Annotated in this window: 18 protein-coding genes; 3 read left to right on the forward strand and 15 right to left on the reverse strand. The window is 40.6% G+C overall.

Going from position 1 to position 20159, the window contains the following annotated elements:
• Window positions 1–134: 134 nt before the first annotated feature.
• The 3 genes from N8L90_RS00410 to adcAII form a co-directional block, all read right to left on the reverse strand.
• Complete coding sequence (locus N8L90_RS00410; protein WP_261023783.1) at window positions 135–3287, reverse strand: pneumococcal-type histidine triad protein; 3153 nt, start codon at window positions 3285–3287, stop codon at window positions 135–137.
• A gap of 162 nt (window positions 3288–3449) precedes the next feature.
• Window positions 3450–6458 (reverse strand): pneumococcal-type histidine triad protein, encoded by a 3009-nt coding sequence (locus N8L90_RS00415; RefSeq protein WP_261023784.1) that lies wholly within the window; start codon window positions 6456–6458, stop codon window positions 3450–3452.
• Window positions 6459–6465: 7 nt separating this feature from the next.
• Window positions 6466–7383 carry a zinc-binding lipoprotein AdcAII gene (gene adcAII, locus N8L90_RS00420; RefSeq protein ID WP_000744916.1) on the reverse strand — a complete coding sequence of 306 codons (918 nt, stop codon included), beginning with the start codon at window positions 7381–7383 and terminating at the stop codon, window positions 6466–6468.
• Between the two features lie 153 nt (window positions 7384–7536).
• Here adcAII and N8L90_RS00425 point away from each other — a divergent pair, with 153 nt between their 5' ends.
• On the forward strand, window positions 7537–7752 hold the full coding sequence (locus N8L90_RS00425; protein WP_050222854.1) for a hypothetical protein: 216 nt from the start codon (window positions 7537–7539) through the stop codon (window positions 7750–7752).
• On the opposite strand, the gene N8L90_RS00430 is transcribed toward N8L90_RS00425, so the two are convergent.
• The 11 genes from N8L90_RS00430 to N8L90_RS00480 all read right to left on the reverse strand — a co-directional run bounded on the left by N8L90_RS00430 (window position 7725) and on the right by N8L90_RS00480 (window position 17310).
• Entirely contained in the window at window positions 7725–9116 is a 1392-nt protein-coding gene (locus N8L90_RS00430; RefSeq protein ID WP_261023785.1) for an APC family permease, read from the reverse strand. The two genes, N8L90_RS00425 and N8L90_RS00430, sit on opposite strands and share 28 nt — an antisense overlap.
• A gap of 215 nt (window positions 9117–9331) precedes the next feature.
• Complete coding sequence (locus N8L90_RS00435; RefSeq protein WP_219966702.1) at window positions 9332–10306, reverse strand: DUF1002 domain-containing protein; 975 nt, start codon at window positions 10304–10306, stop codon at window positions 9332–9334.
• Window positions 10307–10379: 73 nt separating this feature from the next.
• The gene (gene pmp23, locus N8L90_RS00440) at window positions 10380–10994 is read right to left on the reverse strand and encodes a cell wall hydrolase Pmp23 (protein ID WP_033677249.1); all 615 of its coding nucleotides are present in this window, start codon (window positions 10992–10994) and stop codon (window positions 10380–10382) included.
• Window positions 10994–11968: a nucleoid-associated protein gene (locus N8L90_RS00445; RefSeq protein ID WP_031227911.1), complete on the reverse strand. Its 975-nt coding sequence runs from the start codon at window positions 11966–11968 to the stop codon at window positions 10994–10996. The genes pmp23 and N8L90_RS00445 overlap by 1 nt, the downstream gene beginning before the upstream one ends.
• 7 nt (window positions 11969–11975) lie before the next feature.
• Entirely contained in the window at window positions 11976–13232 is a 1257-nt protein-coding gene (glyA, locus tag N8L90_RS00450; RefSeq protein WP_023944260.1) for a serine hydroxymethyltransferase, read from the reverse strand.
• 61 nt (window positions 13233–13293) lie between these two features.
• A complete protein-coding gene (locus N8L90_RS00455) occupies window positions 13294–13725 on the reverse strand; it encodes a GNAT family N-acetyltransferase (RefSeq protein ID WP_023944258.1) in 432 nt (143 codons plus the stop codon).
• A 1-nt stretch (window position 13726) separates the two neighbouring features.
• Window positions 13727–14329, reverse strand: a complete 603-nt coding sequence (locus N8L90_RS00460) for an L-threonylcarbamoyladenylate synthase (RefSeq protein WP_023944256.1) — start codon at window positions 14327–14329, stop codon at window positions 13727–13729.
• A complete protein-coding gene (prmC, locus tag N8L90_RS00465; protein ID WP_023944254.1) occupies window positions 14313–15149 on the reverse strand; it encodes a peptide chain release factor N(5)-glutamine methyltransferase in 837 nt (278 codons plus the stop codon). The genes N8L90_RS00460 and prmC overlap by 17 nt, the downstream gene beginning before the upstream one ends.
• A gap of 3 nt (window positions 15150–15152) precedes the next feature.
• Window positions 15153–16232 (reverse strand): peptide chain release factor 1, encoded by a 1080-nt coding sequence (prfA, locus tag N8L90_RS00470; protein ID WP_001028807.1) that lies wholly within the window; start codon window positions 16230–16232, stop codon window positions 15153–15155.
• A 9-nt stretch (window positions 16233–16241) separates the two neighbouring features.
• A complete protein-coding gene (locus tag N8L90_RS00475) occupies window positions 16242–16721 on the reverse strand; it encodes a GNAT family N-acetyltransferase (RefSeq protein WP_023944252.1) in 480 nt (159 codons plus the stop codon).
• A complete protein-coding gene (locus tag N8L90_RS00480) occupies window positions 16711–17310 on the reverse strand; it encodes a thymidine kinase (RefSeq protein WP_023944250.1) in 600 nt (199 codons plus the stop codon). The genes N8L90_RS00475 and N8L90_RS00480 overlap by 11 nt, the downstream gene beginning before the upstream one ends.
• A gap of 123 nt (window positions 17311–17433) precedes the next feature.
• Between N8L90_RS00480 and N8L90_RS00485 the strand changes: the two genes are divergently transcribed.
• Window positions 17434–17616 (forward strand): 4-oxalocrotonate tautomerase, encoded by a 183-nt coding sequence (locus N8L90_RS00485; RefSeq protein WP_001117401.1) that lies wholly within the window; start codon window positions 17434–17436, stop codon window positions 17614–17616.
• 137 nt (window positions 17617–17753) lie between these two features.
• Entirely contained in the window at window positions 17754–19127 is a 1374-nt protein-coding gene (gene mnmE, locus N8L90_RS00490) for a tRNA uridine-5-carboxymethylaminomethyl(34) synthesis GTPase MnmE (RefSeq protein ID WP_023944248.1), read from the forward strand.
• Between the two features lie 46 nt (window positions 19128–19173).
• Here mnmE and dapA read toward each other — a convergent pair whose 3' ends face one another.
• Window positions 19174–20109, reverse strand: coding sequence for a 4-hydroxy-tetrahydrodipicolinate synthase (gene dapA, locus N8L90_RS00495; protein ID WP_000121606.1), 936 nt, complete (start codon window positions 20107–20109; stop codon window positions 19174–19176).
• Window positions 20110–20159: the final 50 nt, after the last annotated feature.

The raw sequence follows: 20159 nt of genomic DNA on the forward strand, positions 1-20159 counted from the left end.
TGATTTCTCCTAAATGAAGCCAAAGCCCCCCAAAAAAATCAGGTGGTTTATTTGGCCTGAACCTTACGGAGCAAGACAAATAAAAGCCAGTATTGCTACTGACTCTTACATCATTTTAATTTAACAAGATAAAATTATGCCTCTGGTTTCGTCGTAACTGACTCACTTCCTTTTAGCAAAGCAAGCAATTTTTCTGCTTCTGCCATGATGCCATTATTATCCATGGTTTGGAGACTCAGATTATTTCGTAAACCAGCTAGGCTCTCTGTCACATTGTTTTTCAAGCTAGCATCCGTTACTTTATCAAGTAAAGCTTCTACTTCTTTAAGCTTGGTTTCTACTTTTTCAGTCTCTACTTGAGGGACTTCAGCTTCGTCTGTTGTATCGTTAGCAACTCCCTCTGTCTCGTCTTCATCAGTGCTCGGTTTATAAAGATTATCTACTGAAGGGTTTAAACCTGCGTGATTCTCTTTTTCATCAGATTCAGGGCGAGTTGGCTCACTTACTTCATCATGTTTCTTATCTTCATCAGGTTTACTGTCTTCTACTTTATTTTTACGAACATGGTCGCTGGCATTTCCCCAACCATTATCTGAGTGAGGACGTTCGTTTGGATGTTCTACATAGTATTTTACAGTCGCAAAGAGATCCTCTAAACTATAGCCTTTAGGTGCCTCATAAAGTCCTTCGTCAAACCAAGAAAATTTAATGTTATGGTAATGGTCGTAATGAGGTATAATCAAGCTACCGTTTTTAACTTCAACAGTATGTTGGAGATTGTAAGGCATGTGATCAAGTGGAACCTTCTTAGCTGCCTTCACTTTATTATAGATTGCTTCTACTCCTTTAACCTCAGTATTTCCTGCCCCCTGATTATCTGTTGAAGGAGGCATCAAACCTTTCTCTTTAGCATAAGTCTGAGCTGCTGCTCTTTCAGCTTCAGACAAACTTTCTTTCTTAATCCAATGACTATGAGTCATATGTGGAGTTACATAGGCATCGCCTTCATCGCTAGTTATGTCACGAGGATCAAAGATATAGCCATCTTCTGTTGTATACTTACCTGCTAATTTCGCTAATTTAATTTCATCGTCCGTATAAGCAATTTGAGCATTTGGTTTGCCAAGTCGCCCTGGATGGGTAATTGGTGCTAGGAAGGTAAGAATATCATCAACTAACTTGACTTTATCACTTGAAACATCATTAAGACGTTCCAATAGTTTATCCAAAGCGTCAAAATCAGCTTGGCGCCCTTTATTAGAAATCAAATTTTGATGAACTTTTGCTAGTAAATCATAAACCTTGTTGTAAAATTCTTGATCACTAGAAGGGATGGTACTTTTCTTAGCTCCTAACACATGAGACAAACTTTCTTGTTTGGCAAGTTTATTATCAATGGCTATAACAGTTTCTGCTGAAAGCTCCTTAGTAGAGATATAACGCGAGGTTCCATTCTCTTCAAAGACATAACCATCAGCTACCTTTCGAACCGCCTGTTTCACCAATTTTCCATCAATTGGATTGCTTGGAGATGGTTGAGGATTGGGTACAGGTTGTGGACTTGGTACTGGGGTAGTATCTGGAGCAGGGATTAGATTTGGTCTTGATGGTAACCAATGACTTGAACTATAATGAAGTGGAATCATTCTTGCAATCTTCTGCTCTAGATCAGACATTTGTGAATAAGGAATAAAGTGATAATGGTCTCCGTGAGGCACTGCTACACCGTTAGCTGTACGTTTGATGATTTGTGCCGGATCAAAGACTAATCCATCCGATTCTACATGTCGTTCTGATAAAGGTTTGGCATACAATTCACTTAAAAGTGTTGAAATGTCTTCCCCTTGATTTTGATGATAAGTTGGTGTGACAGTCAGGTTTGGAGTCTCTGTCAAACTTGGTTGGGCTGGTTTAGCATTATCACTACTTGGTTTACTTGAACTTGTAGTAGAATGTGAGCCCTGTTTACCATTCCAATAAGCTTGGGCGGCAGCTAATTCTCCTGCTGACAAATCACTCTTAGGTATATAGTGGAAATGATTGCCATGTGGTACAACAAAAGCATCACCTGTATCTTCAATCACATCTGTAGGACTAAAGACATACCCATCATCCGTTGTATAAGCGCCTCCAGTTCCTCGATTTGGTGCCTGCGTATTGAGATTAAAGTTTGGTTTAATCGGTGAACTTGGTGTTGAACTTGGTTTATCTGTACTGCTTGGTTTCGTATTGTCATCATGACTTTGAACTGGCTGACCTCCAATTGGTAGATTTCGAGCCAATTTTTCTTCCAAAGCAGACATTTGCGAATAAGGTATGAAATGGAAATGATCCCCGTGAGGCACTGCCACACCATTGGCAGTACGTTTTGTAATCTGTGCTGGGTCAAATACTAATCCATCAGACTCCACATGACGTTGGCTAAGTGGCAAAGCGTACAATTCTTGAAGAAGACTAGCTAAATCCTCACTTTGACTTTCAGAATCTGTTGCAGGATTTTGAGGTGTCTCAGATTGACTCGTTCTCACACTAGATCTTGTTTCTCCCCTGCTTGAACGATATTCAACCGTACTTAATTGGCCACCTTTTCCAGATAAGAAGGCTTGGGCAGCAGCTAATTCACTGGCAGACAAGTCACTCTTAGGAATATAGTGGAAGTGATTGCCATGAGGAACGATATAGGCATCACCCGTGTCCTCAATGATATCAGAGGCATTAAAGATATAACCATCATCCGTTGTATAGCGTCCTTGAGCTCTGGCAGCAACTACCGCCTGATCGCTAGAACTGCCTCCATGATTATGACTGTGTTCCTGCTTCTGACGTTTAATCTCTTCTTTTGTCCGAATATTGTCCGCATGAGCCGCATCCTTGAGGTAAACATAGTATTTCCCGTTTACCTTAATCACATAGCCACCCTTGATTTCATTGACAATATCTGAATCCTTCAACTGATAATTCGGATCTTTCATCAGCAGTTCTTCACTGATGATAGCATCATAAGGAACCTTGCCATTATAGTAATGATAATGGTCTCCATGAGAGGTCACATAACCTTGATCCGTAATCTTGATGACGATCTGTTCTGCGTTGATTCCCTCTCTTTTACTGACTTCATCTGGTGTCAAGTTCTCTGCCTTTTGACCAGCCTGATCACCGTCTATATAAGCAACTCGATTAGAATCTTTCTTAACTTGACCAGCTTGATACCGTCCAAGCTCATAGGAACAAACACTTAGGGCAAGAACTGCCACTGGACCTGCTACATATTTTTTATTGATTTTCATTCTTATCTCTTTTCTTAAGCCTATTTGATTCACCACAAAACGATGAACCGGTTAATTAACTAGTTAATAGTTTACTCTTTTTAGTATTACTTGTCAAGAATTTTTCGTATACACATAATAAAAATGAAAGCCTCTTTATCGAGACTTTCATTTTTCATTAGTTTATTTTTCTTTGCTTACAGATGTAAGATTACTACCTTTTAACAAAGCAAGTAATTTCTCTGCTTCTGTCATGATACCATTATTATCCAAGGTTTGGAGACTTAAGTTATTTCGTAAACCAGCTAGGGTTTCCGTTGCATTGGCTTTCAAACTAGCATCTGTTACTTTAGCAAGTAAAGCTTCTGCTTCTTTGAGCTTGGCTTCTACTTTTTCAGTCTCTACTTGAGGGACTTCTGGTTCAGCAGGTGTTTCCTCTACTGGCTCTTCATCTGCTTTGAAGTTCTTATTTGGATCTTCACTGTGGTCTTTCTTACCTAAGACATGCTCGCTGGCATTGCCCCATCCATCATTAGAATGTGGACGTTCGTCAGGATGTTCAACATAATACTTAATCGTCGCAAATAAATCTTCCAAGGTATAACCGTTTGGAGCCTTGTATGAGTGATCATCAAACCAAGCAAATTTAATGTTATGGTAATGATCCTTATGAGGAATGATTAAATTACCATTTTTTATCTCAACTGTATGCTCTACCATGTATGGAAGTCGAACGAGTGGAATCCGTTTCTCACCTTTCACACGATTGTAAATAGCCGCTGCACTATCTCCAGTTGGATTTGCTTGAGCATCTGCGTCTGCTGACGGAGGTAGAATTCCTTTTTCTTTAGTATAAGATTGAGCAGCTGCTTTTTCCTTATCAGAAAGGCTATCTTTTCCAATCCAGTGACTATGACCCATATGAGGCGTTACATAGGCATCTCCTTCATCACTGATAATATCATGTTCGTCAAAAATGTAGCCATCTGAGGTTGTATACTTATCAGCTAATTGTGCAATACGGACTTCGTTTTCGGTATATTCAATTTGAGAATTTGGCTTACCAAGACGTTCTGGATGGGTAATTGGTGCTAAGAATGACAATAAATCATCTACCAATTTTCCTTTATTAGAAGATTCATCATTCAAGCGTTCTGCTAATTTGTCTAAGGCTTGGAAATCAGAAATACGACCCTTATTTTCAGACAAGGCTTTATGAGCCTCGGCCAATAAATTATATGCTTTATCATAAAATTCTTGGTCACGAGGAGCGACATTTTCTTTCTTCGCAACTAGGGCATGCGTCTCTTGAGTTTTCTTAGACAAGAGATTTTCAATAGCGTCAATCTTATCCTTGGCTAAGTCTTTAGCTAGAACATAACGACTAGCGCCCTTATCTTCTATAATATATCCATCACCAACTTTTCTAACAACCTGATTGACATCAAATTCTGTCGGTTTATTTTCCACTGGTGCTAGAGGTTTGGTAGTAGGGGCTGGCTTCAGAGGAGTAACACTTGGCAAGACACTGCCATTTTGTCCCTTGACGGCTATCATACGAGCCAATTTTTCTTCCAGCGGTGACATTTGTGAATAAGGGATAAAGTGATAATGATCTCCGTGAGGCACTGCTACACCGTTAGCTGTACGTTTGATAATTTGGGCCGGATCAAAGACTAATCCATCAGATTCCACATGACGTTCTGATAAAGGTTTGGCATACAATTCACTTAAAAGTGTTGAAATGTCTTCCCCTTGATTTTGATGATAAGTTGGGGTGACAGTCAGGTTTGGAGTCTCTGTCAAACTTGGTTGGGCTGGAGCCGGATTTGGTTTGTTACTACTTGGTTTACTTGAGCTTGTAGCAGAATGTGAGCCCTGCTTCCCATTCCAATAGGCTTGGGCTGCAGCCAATTCTCCTGCTGACAAATCACTCTTAGGTATATAGTGGAAATGATTTCCATGCGGTACGACAAAAGCGTCACCTGTATCTTCAATCACATCTGTCGGACTAAAGACATACCCATCATCCGTTGTATAGGCGCCTCCAGTTCCTCGATTCGGTGCTGGCGTATTGAGATTAAAGTTTGGTTTAATGGTTGAACTTGGTTTATCTGTACTGCTTGGTTTCGGATTGTCAGCATGACTTTGAACTGGCTGACCTCCAATTGGTAGATTTCGAGCCAATTTTTCTTCCAAAGCAGACATTTGCGAATAAGGTATGAAATGGAAATGATCCCCGTGAGGCACTGCCACACCATTGGCAGTACGTTTTGTAATCTGTGCTGGGTCAAATACTAATCCATCAGACTCCACATGACGTTGGCTAAGTGGCAAAGCGTACAATTCTTGAAGAAGACTAGCTAAATCCTCACTTTGACTTTCAGAATCTGTTGCAGGATTTTGAGGTGTCTCAGATTGACTCGTTCTCACACTAGATCTTGTTTCAGATCTGCTTGAACGATATTCAACCGTACTTAATTGACCGCCTTTTCCAGATAAGAAGGCTTGGGCAGCAGCTAATTCACTGGCAGACAAATCACTCTTCGGAATATAGTGGAAGTGATTGCCATGAGGAACGATATAGGCGTCACCTGTATCTTCGATGATATCAGAGGCATTGAAGATATAACCATCATCCGTTGTATAACGGCCTTGAGCTCTGGCAGCAACTACCGCCTGATCGTTAGAACCGCCTCCATGATTATGACTGTGTTCCTGCTTCTGACGTTTAATCTCTTCTTTTGTCCGAATATTGTCCGCATGGGCAGCATCCTTGAGGTAAACATAGTATTTCCCGTCTACCTTAATGACATAACCACCCTTGATTTCATTGACAATGTCTGCATCCTTCAACTGATAATTCGGATCTTTCATCAGCAGTTCTTCACTGATGATAGCATCATAAGGAACCTTACCATTATAGTAATGATAATGGTCTCCATGAGAGGTCACATAACCTTGATCCGTAATCTTGATAACAATTTGTTCAGCGTTGATTCCCTCTCTCTTACTGACTTCATCTGGTGTCAAGTTCTCTGCCTTTTGACCAGCCTGATCACCGTCTATATAAGCAACTCGATTAGAATCTTTCTTAACTTGACCAGCCTGATACCGTCCAAGCTCATAAGAACAAACACTTAGGGCAAGAACTGCCACTGAACCTACTACATATTTTTTATTGATTTTCATTCTTTTCTCACTTTAATTCTTCTGCTAGAACACTCATATTTTCTTCAAGATTTTCTAAATAAGTCTTGTCATTTTGTGGGTCTGCCTCTAAAGGATTCAGAGTTTTAAGACCCACACCTGTTGATTTGACAAGAGTTTCAGCTACTTTTGAAGAAGCGTTACTTTCTGTAAAAATCGTTTTAACCTTATAGGTTTTTACAAATTCCTGAATTTCTGTAAGTTGTCGTGGACTTGGTTCTTGTTCAGGAGAGATACCTGCAATACCAAGTTGATTAAGTCCAAATCTCTTCGCTAGATAAGAAAAGGCTGTATGTTGTGTTACAAATGTTTTCTGAGTCGCTTTTTCAAATTTAGGCTGGAATTTCTTAGTTAATTCTTGAGCTTTTTTGATAAAGGCTTGCGCATTTTTCTGGTAAGTTTCTTTATGCTCACTATCCACCTCTGAAAGTTTATCAGCGATAATCTGAGCTTCTTCGCCAGCTTTTTCAGGATCTAGCCAAGTGTGAGGGTCATAGAGCGTTTTTTCATCAACTCCATCCCCTGCTTCCACATCTTCTAGCCCTGGAACACGGTCTAAAGTCATTCCCTCTGAAGCCTCTAAAACCTTCACTTTAGATTTTTTTAGATTTGGATCCAGACTTCCTGCCCAAGATTCGAGCGTATGAGAATGGTAAACAAAGACATCTGCATCATAAATGGCTGCAATATCATTTGCTGAAGGTTCAAAGGAGTGAATTCCGCTACTTGACTGAATCATCCGAACATCATTCAAGTCACCAGATACTTCCTTGACCATAGCGTAGATAGGATAGAAACTGGTCACAATTTTCATCCCTTTCCCTGTCTGGCTTTCCTTTTGACCACAAGCTCCTAAACACAAAAGAAAGACACTTAACAATACTAAAAATAAACTTTGTTTCTTCATGGATAACCCCTTAACTATTTAATTAACTGGTAAACATTCTACTCCTAAAAATTTAATCTGTCAAGCTATTTTAAGAAAAAAATTGAAATTTCTTTCACATATAAAAATCTGCTGAGTTTCAACAACTCAACAGATTCTCACTTTATATACTCAATGAAAATCAAAGAGCAAATTAGGAAGCTAGCCGCAGGCTGCTCAAAGCACGACTTTGAGGTTGCAGATAGAACTGACGAAGTCAGCTCAAAACATGTTTTTGAGGTTGTAGATGAAACTGACGAAGTCAGTAACCATACATACGGCAAGGCGAAGCTGACGTGGTTTGAAGAGATTTTCGAAGAGTATTATTCTTCTATGGTAGAATGCTTATAGCCATAAGTGAAGTAAATAATACTTCCTACTAACAACGCAACTAGGAAAGCAATCCAAGTTTCCACATTATACTGCAACATGAAGGACAAACAAATGATGATTGATAAAATTGGTAATAATGGTACCAGTGGTGTTTTAAATTCTCCAGCTTTGGGCATTCCCTTTTCTCTCCGTAAGCGAATCAAGCCGTAAGCAAGCATAATCAAGTAGGCCAAGGTACAAATGTTTAAGAAGGCTGCTATACTGGCTAGTGGGAATATTCCTGCAGCTACTGCTGAAGCTAGACCTGTCAAGATAGTAGCATTCTTTGGTACCTTGCTAGTCTTCGTTAGTTCTTTAAAGGCGGCAGGCATCAATCCGTCACGCGCTAAACTGTAAATCATACGCGATAGGGCATAGGTCATCGAAATACAAACTGTAATCAAGGTCAAGATAGCCACCAATGACACATAGTTGGCTGCCCAACTGATCCCAACGCTACGAAGGGCAAAGGCAACGGCATCGTCGACATTTAGATGGCTATAATGGACCACACCAGTTAAGACAAGCGTCACCAAGGCATAAAGAATAGTTACGATAGAAAGCGATAAGACAATCCCTCTAGGAATATTTTTTTGAGGAGTCTTGACCTCATCTACGGCCATAGAGATGGATTCAAATCCCAAAAAGCCGAAGAACATCAAGGACGCACCAGCCATAATACCAGTACTAGCACCATAGATTTGTCCAAAACCATAAGGAGCAAAATTACTCCAGTTGTCAAGTTTAATATGCCAAATTCCTACTAAAACAAAGAGAGCTAAAGCGGAAAATTTCAAAATAACTAGAATAGAATTAAAGCGTAAGGCTGCCTTGGCATTTAGTAAAACAAGCGAAGTCACCAAGACCAAGACAAGAATAGGCAATAAATCAACAAATGTTCCTGCTTGAGGATTAAAGGTACCATTTAAAGCCTGAGGAAGGGCTATCCCATATTGAGAAAGCAAGCCTTTAAAATAAGCTGCCCAACCCGAAGCCACACCAGATATGGCTGTCATGAACTCCATCATGGTTAACCAACCAGCCAACCAGGCAGGAAATTCTCCTAAAATAGCATAGAGATAACTGTAGGCACCACCTGTAGCGGGTACTCGCGAAGCAAATTCTGCAAAAAAGAGGGCTGATAATCCTACACACAAGGCAGAAATGACAATTGAAATCACTAGGGCTGGACCCGCTAGAGTTGCGGCTGCAGTACCTGTTATTGTAAAGACACCTGTCCCTACCATGGCTCCGATACCCAGCAAAATCAAATCCCATAACTTCAAATGCCTATGCATCTCCGTTTTATCTAAACTAACATTTTTTGTTCTAAATATATTCATCTTTGACTCCAAAATAAAATGATGATTCTATTTTACCATAAATATAGGAGATTTGTGAATATTTATAAAACATTTTTCTGAAAAAATCTGACTACCTTTTTGTAATAGCTTATACTCAATGAAAATCAAAGAGCAAACTAGGAAACTAGCCGCAGGCTGTACTTGAGTACGGCAAGGCGATGTTGACGTGGTTTGAATTTGATTTTCGAAGAGTATTAAGAACCAAAACTCTTGAAGAAGTTGACAATGGCTTGCCAGAGGGAGCTTAAGAAGTTACCACCTTCTTCTAGCGCCTTATCAGCATCAAAGTTAAGGTTGATATTTTTAAAACTGTCGCCAGCTTGTGATACAATGCTTTGTTTCAGGTCCTTTAAGGTTTTAGTGAAGTCTGCATTGCTGAGGATATCACTCTTTGAGAGATTCAAAGCAAAATTGATGATGATATTGATCTGGTTTCCTGTTATCACCTGATCAAGTTTGTAATTTTTTAAGGTATCTTCAACGATTTTACGGACATCTTCCTCTGTCAGATTTCCCTTGCTTTCTTTAGCTTTGGCAAGTCCTGACTTGATATCGGCTAGGGCAACGTTCAATTTATTAGCATCATAGCCAGTTTTGTCCTTGTTTTCAGCATTGATATCAGACAAAGCCTTTAGCTCTTCTTGAGCCAAATCTTTATTGGCTTGTGGCACCTTGGCTCCATTAGCTTCTAGAGAATAGTATATCCCTGCTAAAGCACTCTCACCTGTAACTGGAATAGGTGCTGCTACAGTGATTTTGGCGTGTTCCACACCCAAAGTTACGGCCGCATTGCGGTACATATCCTGCGTCACCTTAGTAATGTTTTCTGGTGTTTCAATCTTGACCTCAAGTGGTGATTTGTCACCTAGCTTTTGAATCTTGGCTGATGAATACAATTGTAAGCTAGAATCATTGGCAACATTCATAATCTTAGAATAGACATCAGGTGTCATGGTCTTGAGTTCTTTGGTGTCTGTTGAGGCATTGTAGCCCAGTTTTTGAAGGGTTTGATTTTTTTGGTCTTCAGACAATGATGAACCTAGGACATATTCAGGTTGAACATAGGTTTCATCGATGACTTTTTGAACATCTGTTGCTGCATGGACACTATTCATAGCTGTTACTGCCCACAAGACCGCAGCACTAGTCAGAAAGAGTTTCTTTCTCATAGGGAATTTCCTCCTTTACCTTTCTAGAGTAATATATCTATCTTAAAGAAAACTTATAACAAAAACACCTGGGCTAGCCAGATGTTGAAAAGAGAGTAAAAGTTTTGATGATGTAAAGGTTGAGTTGCACCTGTCTAGAATAATAATAGTTTCCTCCATTTACATAGAGTTCAGCACCGTGAAAAATGGAAATGGGGTGAATATAACTATAAGTCTTTCCAGTGGTATTGCCAAGCAAGGGAGCAACCGTCTCACGAGAGTATTGTTTGGCCAGTGCTAGGGTGTTTTCCTTGCCATTTTGGGCGATAAAATCGATATAGGCAGGTCCAAAATTATAGGCTTGAACAGCCGTCCAAACATCTACACCCTTCTTCTGGGCCAGATAGAGATTGTCTGTCAGAGTTTGAACGCCTTGCCGAATGCTAGAGGCATTATCATTGATGGTGTTGGTTGAACCACTTGCAGACTCACTAGACTGCATGACATCGCCTTCTTTTCCTTTTGTTTCGGTATAAATCATAGCGAGCACAAGCTCTTCGTTTGCTGGGGTGTCTTTTTCACTCAAGATTTCTCGCACCATGGGTTGATAGGTCATGACTTGCTTGACATCTTGGTGAACGCGGTAAGCTTTATATCCAGCAAAAAGGAAGACTGCTAGTACAAGCACTCTTCGAATTCGTTTAAACATTATTTGCTTTGAATATCCTCGATATTTTTGATTAAGATAGAGTAAGTTCCATTGTCGTTTTGGATAAACTCAACAGACTCGGCGTCTTGATAGACGTTATTGGGAACAATGAGCTCAATTCCATTTGACAAGGAAAGTTTTTGGTTTTCAAATTTTTTAAGCTGACGACTGGCATCAATTTCATCAAATTGAACTGGTTCTGGTACGGCTTCTTTGACTTGGTCAATAAAGCTCAAACGAGCTGTCAGATTGTTGTCAAAAAGGTCGTTAGCCAATTTTTCAGGTGACAATTCATTACTTTCTTCTAGATTATTGAAAATCGCTGATTTGACCTTGGATTGAAATTGAAAATCATCTGTGTTAAAAGTCTCAGCAATTCTCTGGGCCGTTTTTTCCAGTTCCTTGATAGATTTCTTAGGAGAAATCTTAGGAGCGACAGCAAGAAGATTATCTGAAAAATAGTTCAAGAAAGTTCCATTGTACTTGATTCGTTTTTCAATCAGATGGTACTTGCGGCTCTGAAGATTGACCACCAAGGCTTCGTCGGCACCCGTTCCAAATCCAGGCAGGTTATTCTGAGTCAGCTTGATTGGATTATCAACTTCTCCACCGAGGTGAGTCAAGGTCTCCCGCAGAGCAATTCGCAAGAAAGCGAAATGTTCTACACCTTCTTTAGAAAATTGCACAAAAATCAAGTCATTGGTCTTGAGGTTTTCAGAAATACTGAACTCTTCTTTCCAGAGATTAGCCAATGTTACTGATGTCTCCAACAAATCGTCTGTGATATGATTGAAGAAGGGATTTTCTTCCTCGAAAATCCCAGTCTTGGCTTCATCTGAATACACACGTTCAATTTTTCTACGCAGGTATTCTTCGATTTTTGGAGTAATATTGAGAAGCTTATCCGCTAGGAACAGCTCGGTATCATCCGGACTGAACTGGTGAATAATGGCTTTCTTAATATAAATATCCATAAAAGTTTTAGTCCTCGTATAATGGGAAGGCATCTGTCAATTCTTTGACTGCACTTCTCACTTCTTCTAATACAGCCTCATTTTCTGCATTCTTAAGGGTTTTAATGATGAGTTCAGCCACTTTGCGACTTTCTTCTTCACCAAATCCACGCGCAGTAATAGCTGCTGCTCCGATACGAATACCACTTGTCTTGAATGGTGACAAGGTTTCGTAAGGGATTGAGTTTTTATTTAGGGTAATATTGACTTCATCCAGCAAGTTTTGAGCAACTTTTCCGTTTTCTACAACCTTAGTTACATCCACTAGGAAGAGGTGGTTTTCAGTTCCGCCAGAAATGATACGGAAATCAGGATCTTGCAAGAAGACTTCTGCCATAGCCTTGCTGTTCTTGATAACATTAGCAGCATATTCCTTGAAGGCTGGATCTAAGACTTCTTTGAAAGAAACAGCTTTAGCTGCCACAACGTGCTCCAAAGGACCACCCTGAATACCAGGGAAAATAGCTGAATTGATTTTCTTAGCTAAGTCTTCATCATTGGTCAAAATCAAACCACCACGAGGGCCACGAAGGGTTTTGTGGGTCGTTGTTGTCGTGATATGAGCGTATGGTACTGGGCTTGGATGTAGACCAGCAGCAACCAAACCAGCGATATGAGCCATATCTACCATAAGTTTAGCCCCAACAGCATCCGCAATTTCACGGAATTTTGAAAAGTCGATAATTTGAGAATAGGCTGAAGCACCTGCTACGATCAATTTTGGTTTTACTTCTTGGGCTTGTTTCAAGATAGCATCAAAATCCAAGAATTCCGTTTCAGGATCCACACTATAAGAAACAAAGTTGTAGGTTTGACCTGAGAAGCTGACAGGAGCTCCGTGGGTCAAGTGTCCACCTGCTGCCAAATCCATTCCCATAACCGTATCACCTGGTTCAATCAAGGCCATGTAAGCCGCACAGTTGGCTTGACTTCCTGAGTGTGGTTGGACATTGGCAAATTTTGCACCGAAAATTTCTTTTGCGCGTTCAATGGCTAGAGATTCTACCACGTCTACTACATCTGTTCCACCATAATAACGGCGTCCTGGGTAGCCTTCGGCGTATTTATTCGTCAAGATAGACCCTTGAGCTGCCATAACAGCCTTGGAAACTACGTTTTCCGAAGCAATCAACTCAATGTTGTTTTGTTGTCGTTCTTCTTCTTTGGCAATAGCATTCCAGAGATCAGCATCATATGCTTTAAAATCGTCTTTGTCAAAAATCATAGGTCTTCTCCTTTATTGTGTGACTAGTCCATTAGTTTAATTTTCTTATTAGAAAATCAAACTAAAAGATGCGAATAAACCGTTTCTGCATTTTATCACAAGTATAACCAACTTTTTCATAAAATGCATGAGCACCCAGACGATGATCGGCAGAGTTTAAGCGGATAAACCCATAACCACGTCTTTTTGCTTCTTCTTCCAATCCTTGTAATAAGCTTTTACCAATACCTTGACCTTGCGCTTGAGGTGAAACTGCTAAGGCTAAAATATTAAATCCTGCTTTGGAATAAAGGGATTCGTAAACCTCAGCATGGACATATCCAAGCAAGGCATGACTAGCTGCATCCTCATAGCCAAGTAGGAAATGATGGGAATCCTGAGACAGTCTAGCTAGTTGGCTAGCCGTTTCCTCTGGACTAAAAGAATAACCCAAAGCCTCTTGGTTGATGTCACATATAGCTTTCACATCTGTTTCTTGCAAATCTCTTAGCATATCATTCCTCCTCAAAAGAAATCTCTGGCAACCGAGCAAGAATATCTTCTCGCTTAATGGCCCCTTGGCGTAAGATTTTCACCTTGTCTCCAGACAAATCCAAAATCGTCGAATCCTGTCCAGTTAGAAAAGCATCGTCTTCCAGACCCAGAACCTCTTGGTCAAAATCCTTCAGAATCTGTTCAAAGATTACACCACTTGCCTGACCTGAGATATTGGCAGACGGCCCAATCAAGGGCCCCGTATCTCTAATCAAATCTAGTGTAATGGGGTGACTGGGCATCCGAAATCCAACAGTAGCGAGACCAGAATTGACCCAATAGGGAACTCGGTCATTGGCTTCGAGAATAATGGTCAAGGGACCCGGTAAAAAGGTATCTACAAGTTTTTGTAGATAAGTTGGATGATTCTTTGAAAAATGCAAGATGTCCTCTAGAGAGGCGATATTTAGATTGAGTGCCTTGTCTCTAGGACGACGTTTGAGCTGGTAAACATGATCAACTGCTTTTTCGTCTAGAGCCTTGGCAAAAAGACCGTAAACCGTCTCTGTAGGCAGAACGACAGCTCCACCATTTTCCAACTCTTGTCTAATCCTGTCCATCATCAACCACGACCATCCTATCTTGACCAAATTGGTCCTTGAGTGTTCGTACTCTTTTTTCAGGAAAATGTTTCTTAAAAAACGCAGGAACACTTTGACCTTGCTTGTATCCAATTTCAAGGTAAATCTTACCACCATCTTTGAGATAGTCTTTTGCATCTTCCGCAATTCTACGGTAAATAGCTAGGCCATCCTCGTCTGCAAAGAGAGCTAGATGAGGCTCCGAATGCAAAACATTCAAGCCGACCTCTGACTCATCTTCACGAGAGATATAGGGTGGATTGGAAACAATTATATCATATTTTTCAGAAATTTCTGTAAAACAGTCAGATTTTTTTAAAAATATTTGAAGATTTTGATTTTTAGCATTTTCGCTAGCTAAATCTAAAGCATCTTGGGAAATATCCGCTGCTGTTACTGACCAATTTGGTCTGTTTTTTGCTAAGGCAAGAGCTATAGCTCCACTACCTGTTCCAATATCCAGAACTGAAAGATTCGTCTCAGGATTTTCAGCCAGGATAAGCTCCACTAACTCCTCTGTCTCTGGACGAGGAATCAAAACCCGCTCATCAACTGTTAACTGCATACCAAAGAAATCTGCATGACCGATAATGTACTGGGCTGGTTTATGAGCTGCTAACTGCTGGTAAATTTCCTCTACAAATTGCTTTTCTTCCTCTGTTACCTCTTGCTGTAGGGAAAAAACAAAGTCTGTAAAAGTGAGGTTTTTCAGGCTACGATAGACAAAAGAGAGGCTTTCAGCTTCCTCTCCTTGTCTTATCAATTCTTCTTCAAAATCTGAAAATAATTGAGCTAATTTCATTATTTATTTGTTTAATTCTTCTAATTTTTGTGTTTGGTCATAAAGCACCAAGGCATCCACAACTTCGTCCAATTTACCAGACAAAATGGTATCTAGTTTTTGGAGGGTTAAACCGATACGGTGGTCTGTGACACGGTTTTGTGGGAAGTTATAAGTACGAATCCGTTCTGAACGGTCACCAGTACCAATAGTCGACTTACGCTCAGCATCTTGCTCATCTTGAGCAATCTGAGCAAAGTGGTCAGCCACACGTGCACGGATGATTTTCATGGCTTTTTCACGGTTCTTCTGCTGGGTACGTTCTTCCTGCATCTCAACCTTGATATTGGTTGGTAAGTGAACGATACGAACGGCAGTCGCAACCTTGTTGACGTTCTGTCCACCAGCACCAGAGGCGTGATAGATGTCAACACGAAGGTCTTTTGGATCAATATCGTATTCTACTTCTTCCACTTCAGGCATGACAAGGACTGTCGCTGTAGAGGTATGCACACGCCCTTGGCTTTCTGTCACAGGGACACGTTGAACACGATGGGCACCAGACTCATACTTGAGTTTAGAGTAAACAGACTGACCTGAAACCATGGCAACCACTTCTTTAAAACCACCGACACCGTTCATAGAAGCTTCCATGACTTCAAACCGCCAGCCTTGGGCTTCTGCATACTTTTGGTACATAGTTAGAAGGTCTCCGGCGAAAAGTGCCGCTTCGTCACCACCAGCCGCTCCACGAATTTCAAGGATGATATTCTTGTCATCGTTTGGATCTTTAGGAAGGAGCAAGATTTTCAGTTTTTCTTCGTATTCTTCTTTTTCAGCCTTGGCATCTTTGAGTTCTTGCTTGGCCATTTCTTCTAAGTCCGCATCTCCGCCTGATTCCTTAATCATCTCTTCGGCGTCAACGATGTTTTGAAGGACTTGCTTATACTCACGGTAGGCTGTTACCGTATCACGAGATGAAGCTTCCTCTTTTGAAAGCTCCATGAAACGCTTAGTGTCAGATACTACATCTGGGTCACTCAGCAATTCTCCTAATTCTTCATAACGGTCTTCTACAGCTTGTAGTTGATCATAGATGTTCATTTTTTCTCCTTATTTCTCAATTGTTAAATCATAGATTGCTACTACTTCGTTCTCGGATATTTCCCCAGTTTCTTTAAATCCATAACTGAGGTAACATGATCTTGCATGTTCGTTTTCTGGTTCATAAGACAACCAAAGTTTATTGCCTAAACCTGCTGGTGCTGTCCGAACATAGTCTAGTACTTTATCCATAATTGGTTTAAAATATCCTTGATTTTGAAAATTCTTATCAATCATAAAACGAAATAGTAAATAATTTCCACTACTAATTCCGATCTTTTTATCATAAGCTATCATCACAAAACCTATAATTGCATCATTATCATAAACTGCCAATGGAGCTACAAAATCTCCATTTTTAGTGTAGACGTATGCTTCAGCTAAACTAATTGCGTTGGTTGCAATGAATTGTTTTTGATATTTCTTGACATCCAAATTCAAAACATCAAAATAATTTTCCATTGTAACATCTCTTAGTTCAATTGTCATAGTTTTGCTCCTTGTTAGAGGTTATCATTGGCGCAAAATAATGTTTACGGCAAACTGAAATATAGGTTTCATTACCACCAATCTGGATCTGTTCTCCATCGTAAACGGGCAGTCCATCCTGTGTTCGCAAAACCATAGTCGCCTTTTTCTTGCAATACTGACAGATGGTCTTGATTTCGTCAATCTTGTCTGCTAAAAGCAAGAGATATTTGGAACCTTCGAACAGTTCATTGCGAAAGTCATTTTTCAAACCAAAAGTCATGACGGGTATATCTAACTCATCAACAACACGAGCTAGGTCGTAAACATGGTGACGCTTGAGAAACTGGGCTTCATCGACCAAAACACAGTAAGGCTTTTCTGGTAGGTCTCGGATATAGCCAAAGATATCCGTCGTCTCCTCAATCGCAATGGCAGGGCGCTTCATACCAATCCGACTCGACACATAGCCAACACCGTCACGCGTATCCAGAGCCGAAGTCATAATCACAACTCCCTTTCCTTGCTCCTCGTAGTTATAGGCCACCTTGAGAATCTCAATCGTCTTACCAGAGTTCATGGTCCCATAACGATAATACAACTGTGCCATGTTTCTTGCTTCACGTCCATTTCTAAATTTTTGCTACATTCTAGTATATCATAATTTTCTTAAGCTTTAAACGGCAAAATGTGGTAAAATAGAAGAAATCAAAAACTAGTGGAGGAAGCTATTATGCCATTTGTACGCATTGATTTATTTGAAGGACGCACGCTCGAGCAAAAGAAGGCTCTTGCTAAGGAAGTAACAGAAGCTGTTGTTCGCAACACTGGAGCCCCTCAATCTGCTGTCCATGTCATCATCAACGACATGCCAGAAGGAACTTACTTCCCTCAAGGGGAAATGCGCACCAAATAAGCTAGCTTAAGCAGAATTGCTTAGGCTTTTTCAATCTCCAAGTAGCATCCATTGAAGAAATAGTTCAAATTTGTTACAATTTGAAAAGAGACTTGGAAAAATTTCCAAGAAAAGAGCTATTTATTAAAGGAAACATTATGATTACACGTGAATTTGATACCATCGCTGCTATCTCTACTCCACTAGGTGAAGGGGCTATTGGTATTGTCCGCCTGAGCGGAACAGAAAGTTTTGCTATTGCGCAAAAGATTTTTAAAGGAAAAGACTTGTACAAGGTTGCCAGTCACACTCTCAACTACGGTCACATTATTGATCCTCAGACAGGAAAAGTCATGGACGAGGTTATGGTTGGAGCTATGAAGTCTCCAAAGACCTTCACTCGTGAGGATATTATCGAGATTAACACCCACGGTGGGATTGCGGTGACCAATGAAATTCTCCAACTAGCTATCCGTGAAGGAGCTCGATTGGCTGAACCTGGTGAATTTACCAAACGTGCCTTTCTAAACGGTCGTGTTGACTTGACTCAGGCTGAAGCCGTTATGGACATCATCCGCGCCAAGACAGACAAGGCCATGAACATTGCGGTCAAACAATTAGATGGTTCCCTTTCTGATCTTATCAATAATACCCGTCAAGAAATCCTCAATACACTTGCCCAAGTTGAGGTCAATATTGATTATCCTGAGTACGACGATGTTGAGGAAGCCACTACTGCTGTTGTCCGTGAGAAGACTATGGAGTTTGAGCAATTGCTAACCAATCTCCTTAGAACAGCCCGTCGCGGTAAAATCCTTCGTGAAGGAATTTCCACTGCCATCATCGGACGTCCCAACGTTGGGAAATCTAGCCTCCTCAACAATCTCTTGCGTGAAGACAAGGCTATCGTTACAGACATTGCTGGTACCACACGTGATGTCATCGAAGAATACGTCAACATCAACGGTGTTCCCCTAAAATTGATTGACACAGCAGGTATTCGTGAAACGGATGATATCGTGGAACAAATTGGAGTTGAGCGTTCGAAAAAAGCTCTTAAGGAAGCCGACTTGGTGCTGCTAGTACTAAACGCTAGCGAGCCCTTAACTGCCCAAGACCGACAACTTCTTGAGATTAGCCAAGATACAAACCGCATTATTCTTCTTAACAAAACTGACCTACCAGAAACGATTGAAACTTCAGAACTACCTGAAGATATCATCCGCATTTCAGTTCTTAAAAACCAAAATATTGATAAGATTGAAGAAAGAATCAACAACCTCTTCTTTGAAAATGCTGGTTTGGTTGAACAAGATGCTACCTACTTGTCAAATGCCCGTCATATTTCCTTGATTGAAAAGGCTGTTGAAAGCCTACAGGCTGTTAATGAAGGGCTGGAACTAGGTATGCCAGTTGATCTACTTCAAGTTGATTTGACTCGCACTTGGGAAATTCTCGGTGAAATCACTGGTGATGCTGCTCCTGATGAACTCATCACCCAACTCTTTAGCCAATTCTGTTTAGGAAAATAAGAAAAATCCATGATCCTTCATTCGGTCATGGATTTTATTGTCTTCATTAATAATCTGGTCTTAAAACACCTGTTACAGTTGCCTTAGTCGCTTCGTAGTCGCCATCTACAACAACCTTGATAATGCGTTTTGCATCTTCTTCTGGTGCTGGAACTAGAGGTAATCGAGTTGGACCAGCTTCAAATCCCATATAGTTGAGAACGGCCTTGACAGGAGCAGGACTTGGATATGAGAAGAGGGCATTAACCTTAGGAATGAATTTACGTTGAATAGCTGCGGCTTTCTTCATATCGCTTTCTGCAATGGCAGTAAACATCTCGTGCATTTCATCCCCATTTGTATGTGATGCAACAGAAATAACCCCATCCGCACCAAGGTTCATGGCATGGAAAGCATCTCCATCCTCACCTGTATAAATCAAGAACTCTTCTGGCTTGTGCTCAATCAAGTAAGCCATATTAGCCAAGCTAGTACATTCTTTGACACCGATAATATTTGGATGGTCAGCCAAACGAAGCATGGTTTCTGGAGTCAATTCGACAACTACACGCCCTGGAATGTTATAGATAATAATTGGTAGGTCAGAAGCATCTGCAATGGCTTTAAAATGCTGATACATTCCTTCTTGAGAAGGTTTGTTGTAGTAAGGAACAATAGCAAGCCCAGCTGCGAAACCACCAAATTCCGCTACTTCTTTGACAAACTCGATCGAGTCACGCGTATCATTGGTACCTACACCCGCAATCAAAGGAACTCGTCCATTGACAATCTTTTGTACAGCCGCAAAGAGTTCCAACTCCTCATCGTGGGTTAAAGTTGGACTCTCAGCAGTCGTTCCAGCTAGAAGAATGCCGTCTGTATGATGGGCCAATAAATGCTCAATCAGGGCTGGAATGGCATCAAAGTTAATGGAACCATCCTCGTGAAAGGGGGTAATAAAGGCTGTGATGATTTTACACTCTTTTAAATCTTGATAAGACATGAAAACACCTCTCTATTTCAAAGAAGGAGTTCATCTGAACTCCTAAACGA

This window comes from Streptococcus mitis (genome assembly GCF_946190115.1).
Classification (GTDB): domain Bacteria; phylum Bacillota; class Bacilli; order Lactobacillales; family Streptococcaceae; genus Streptococcus; species Streptococcus mitis_CO.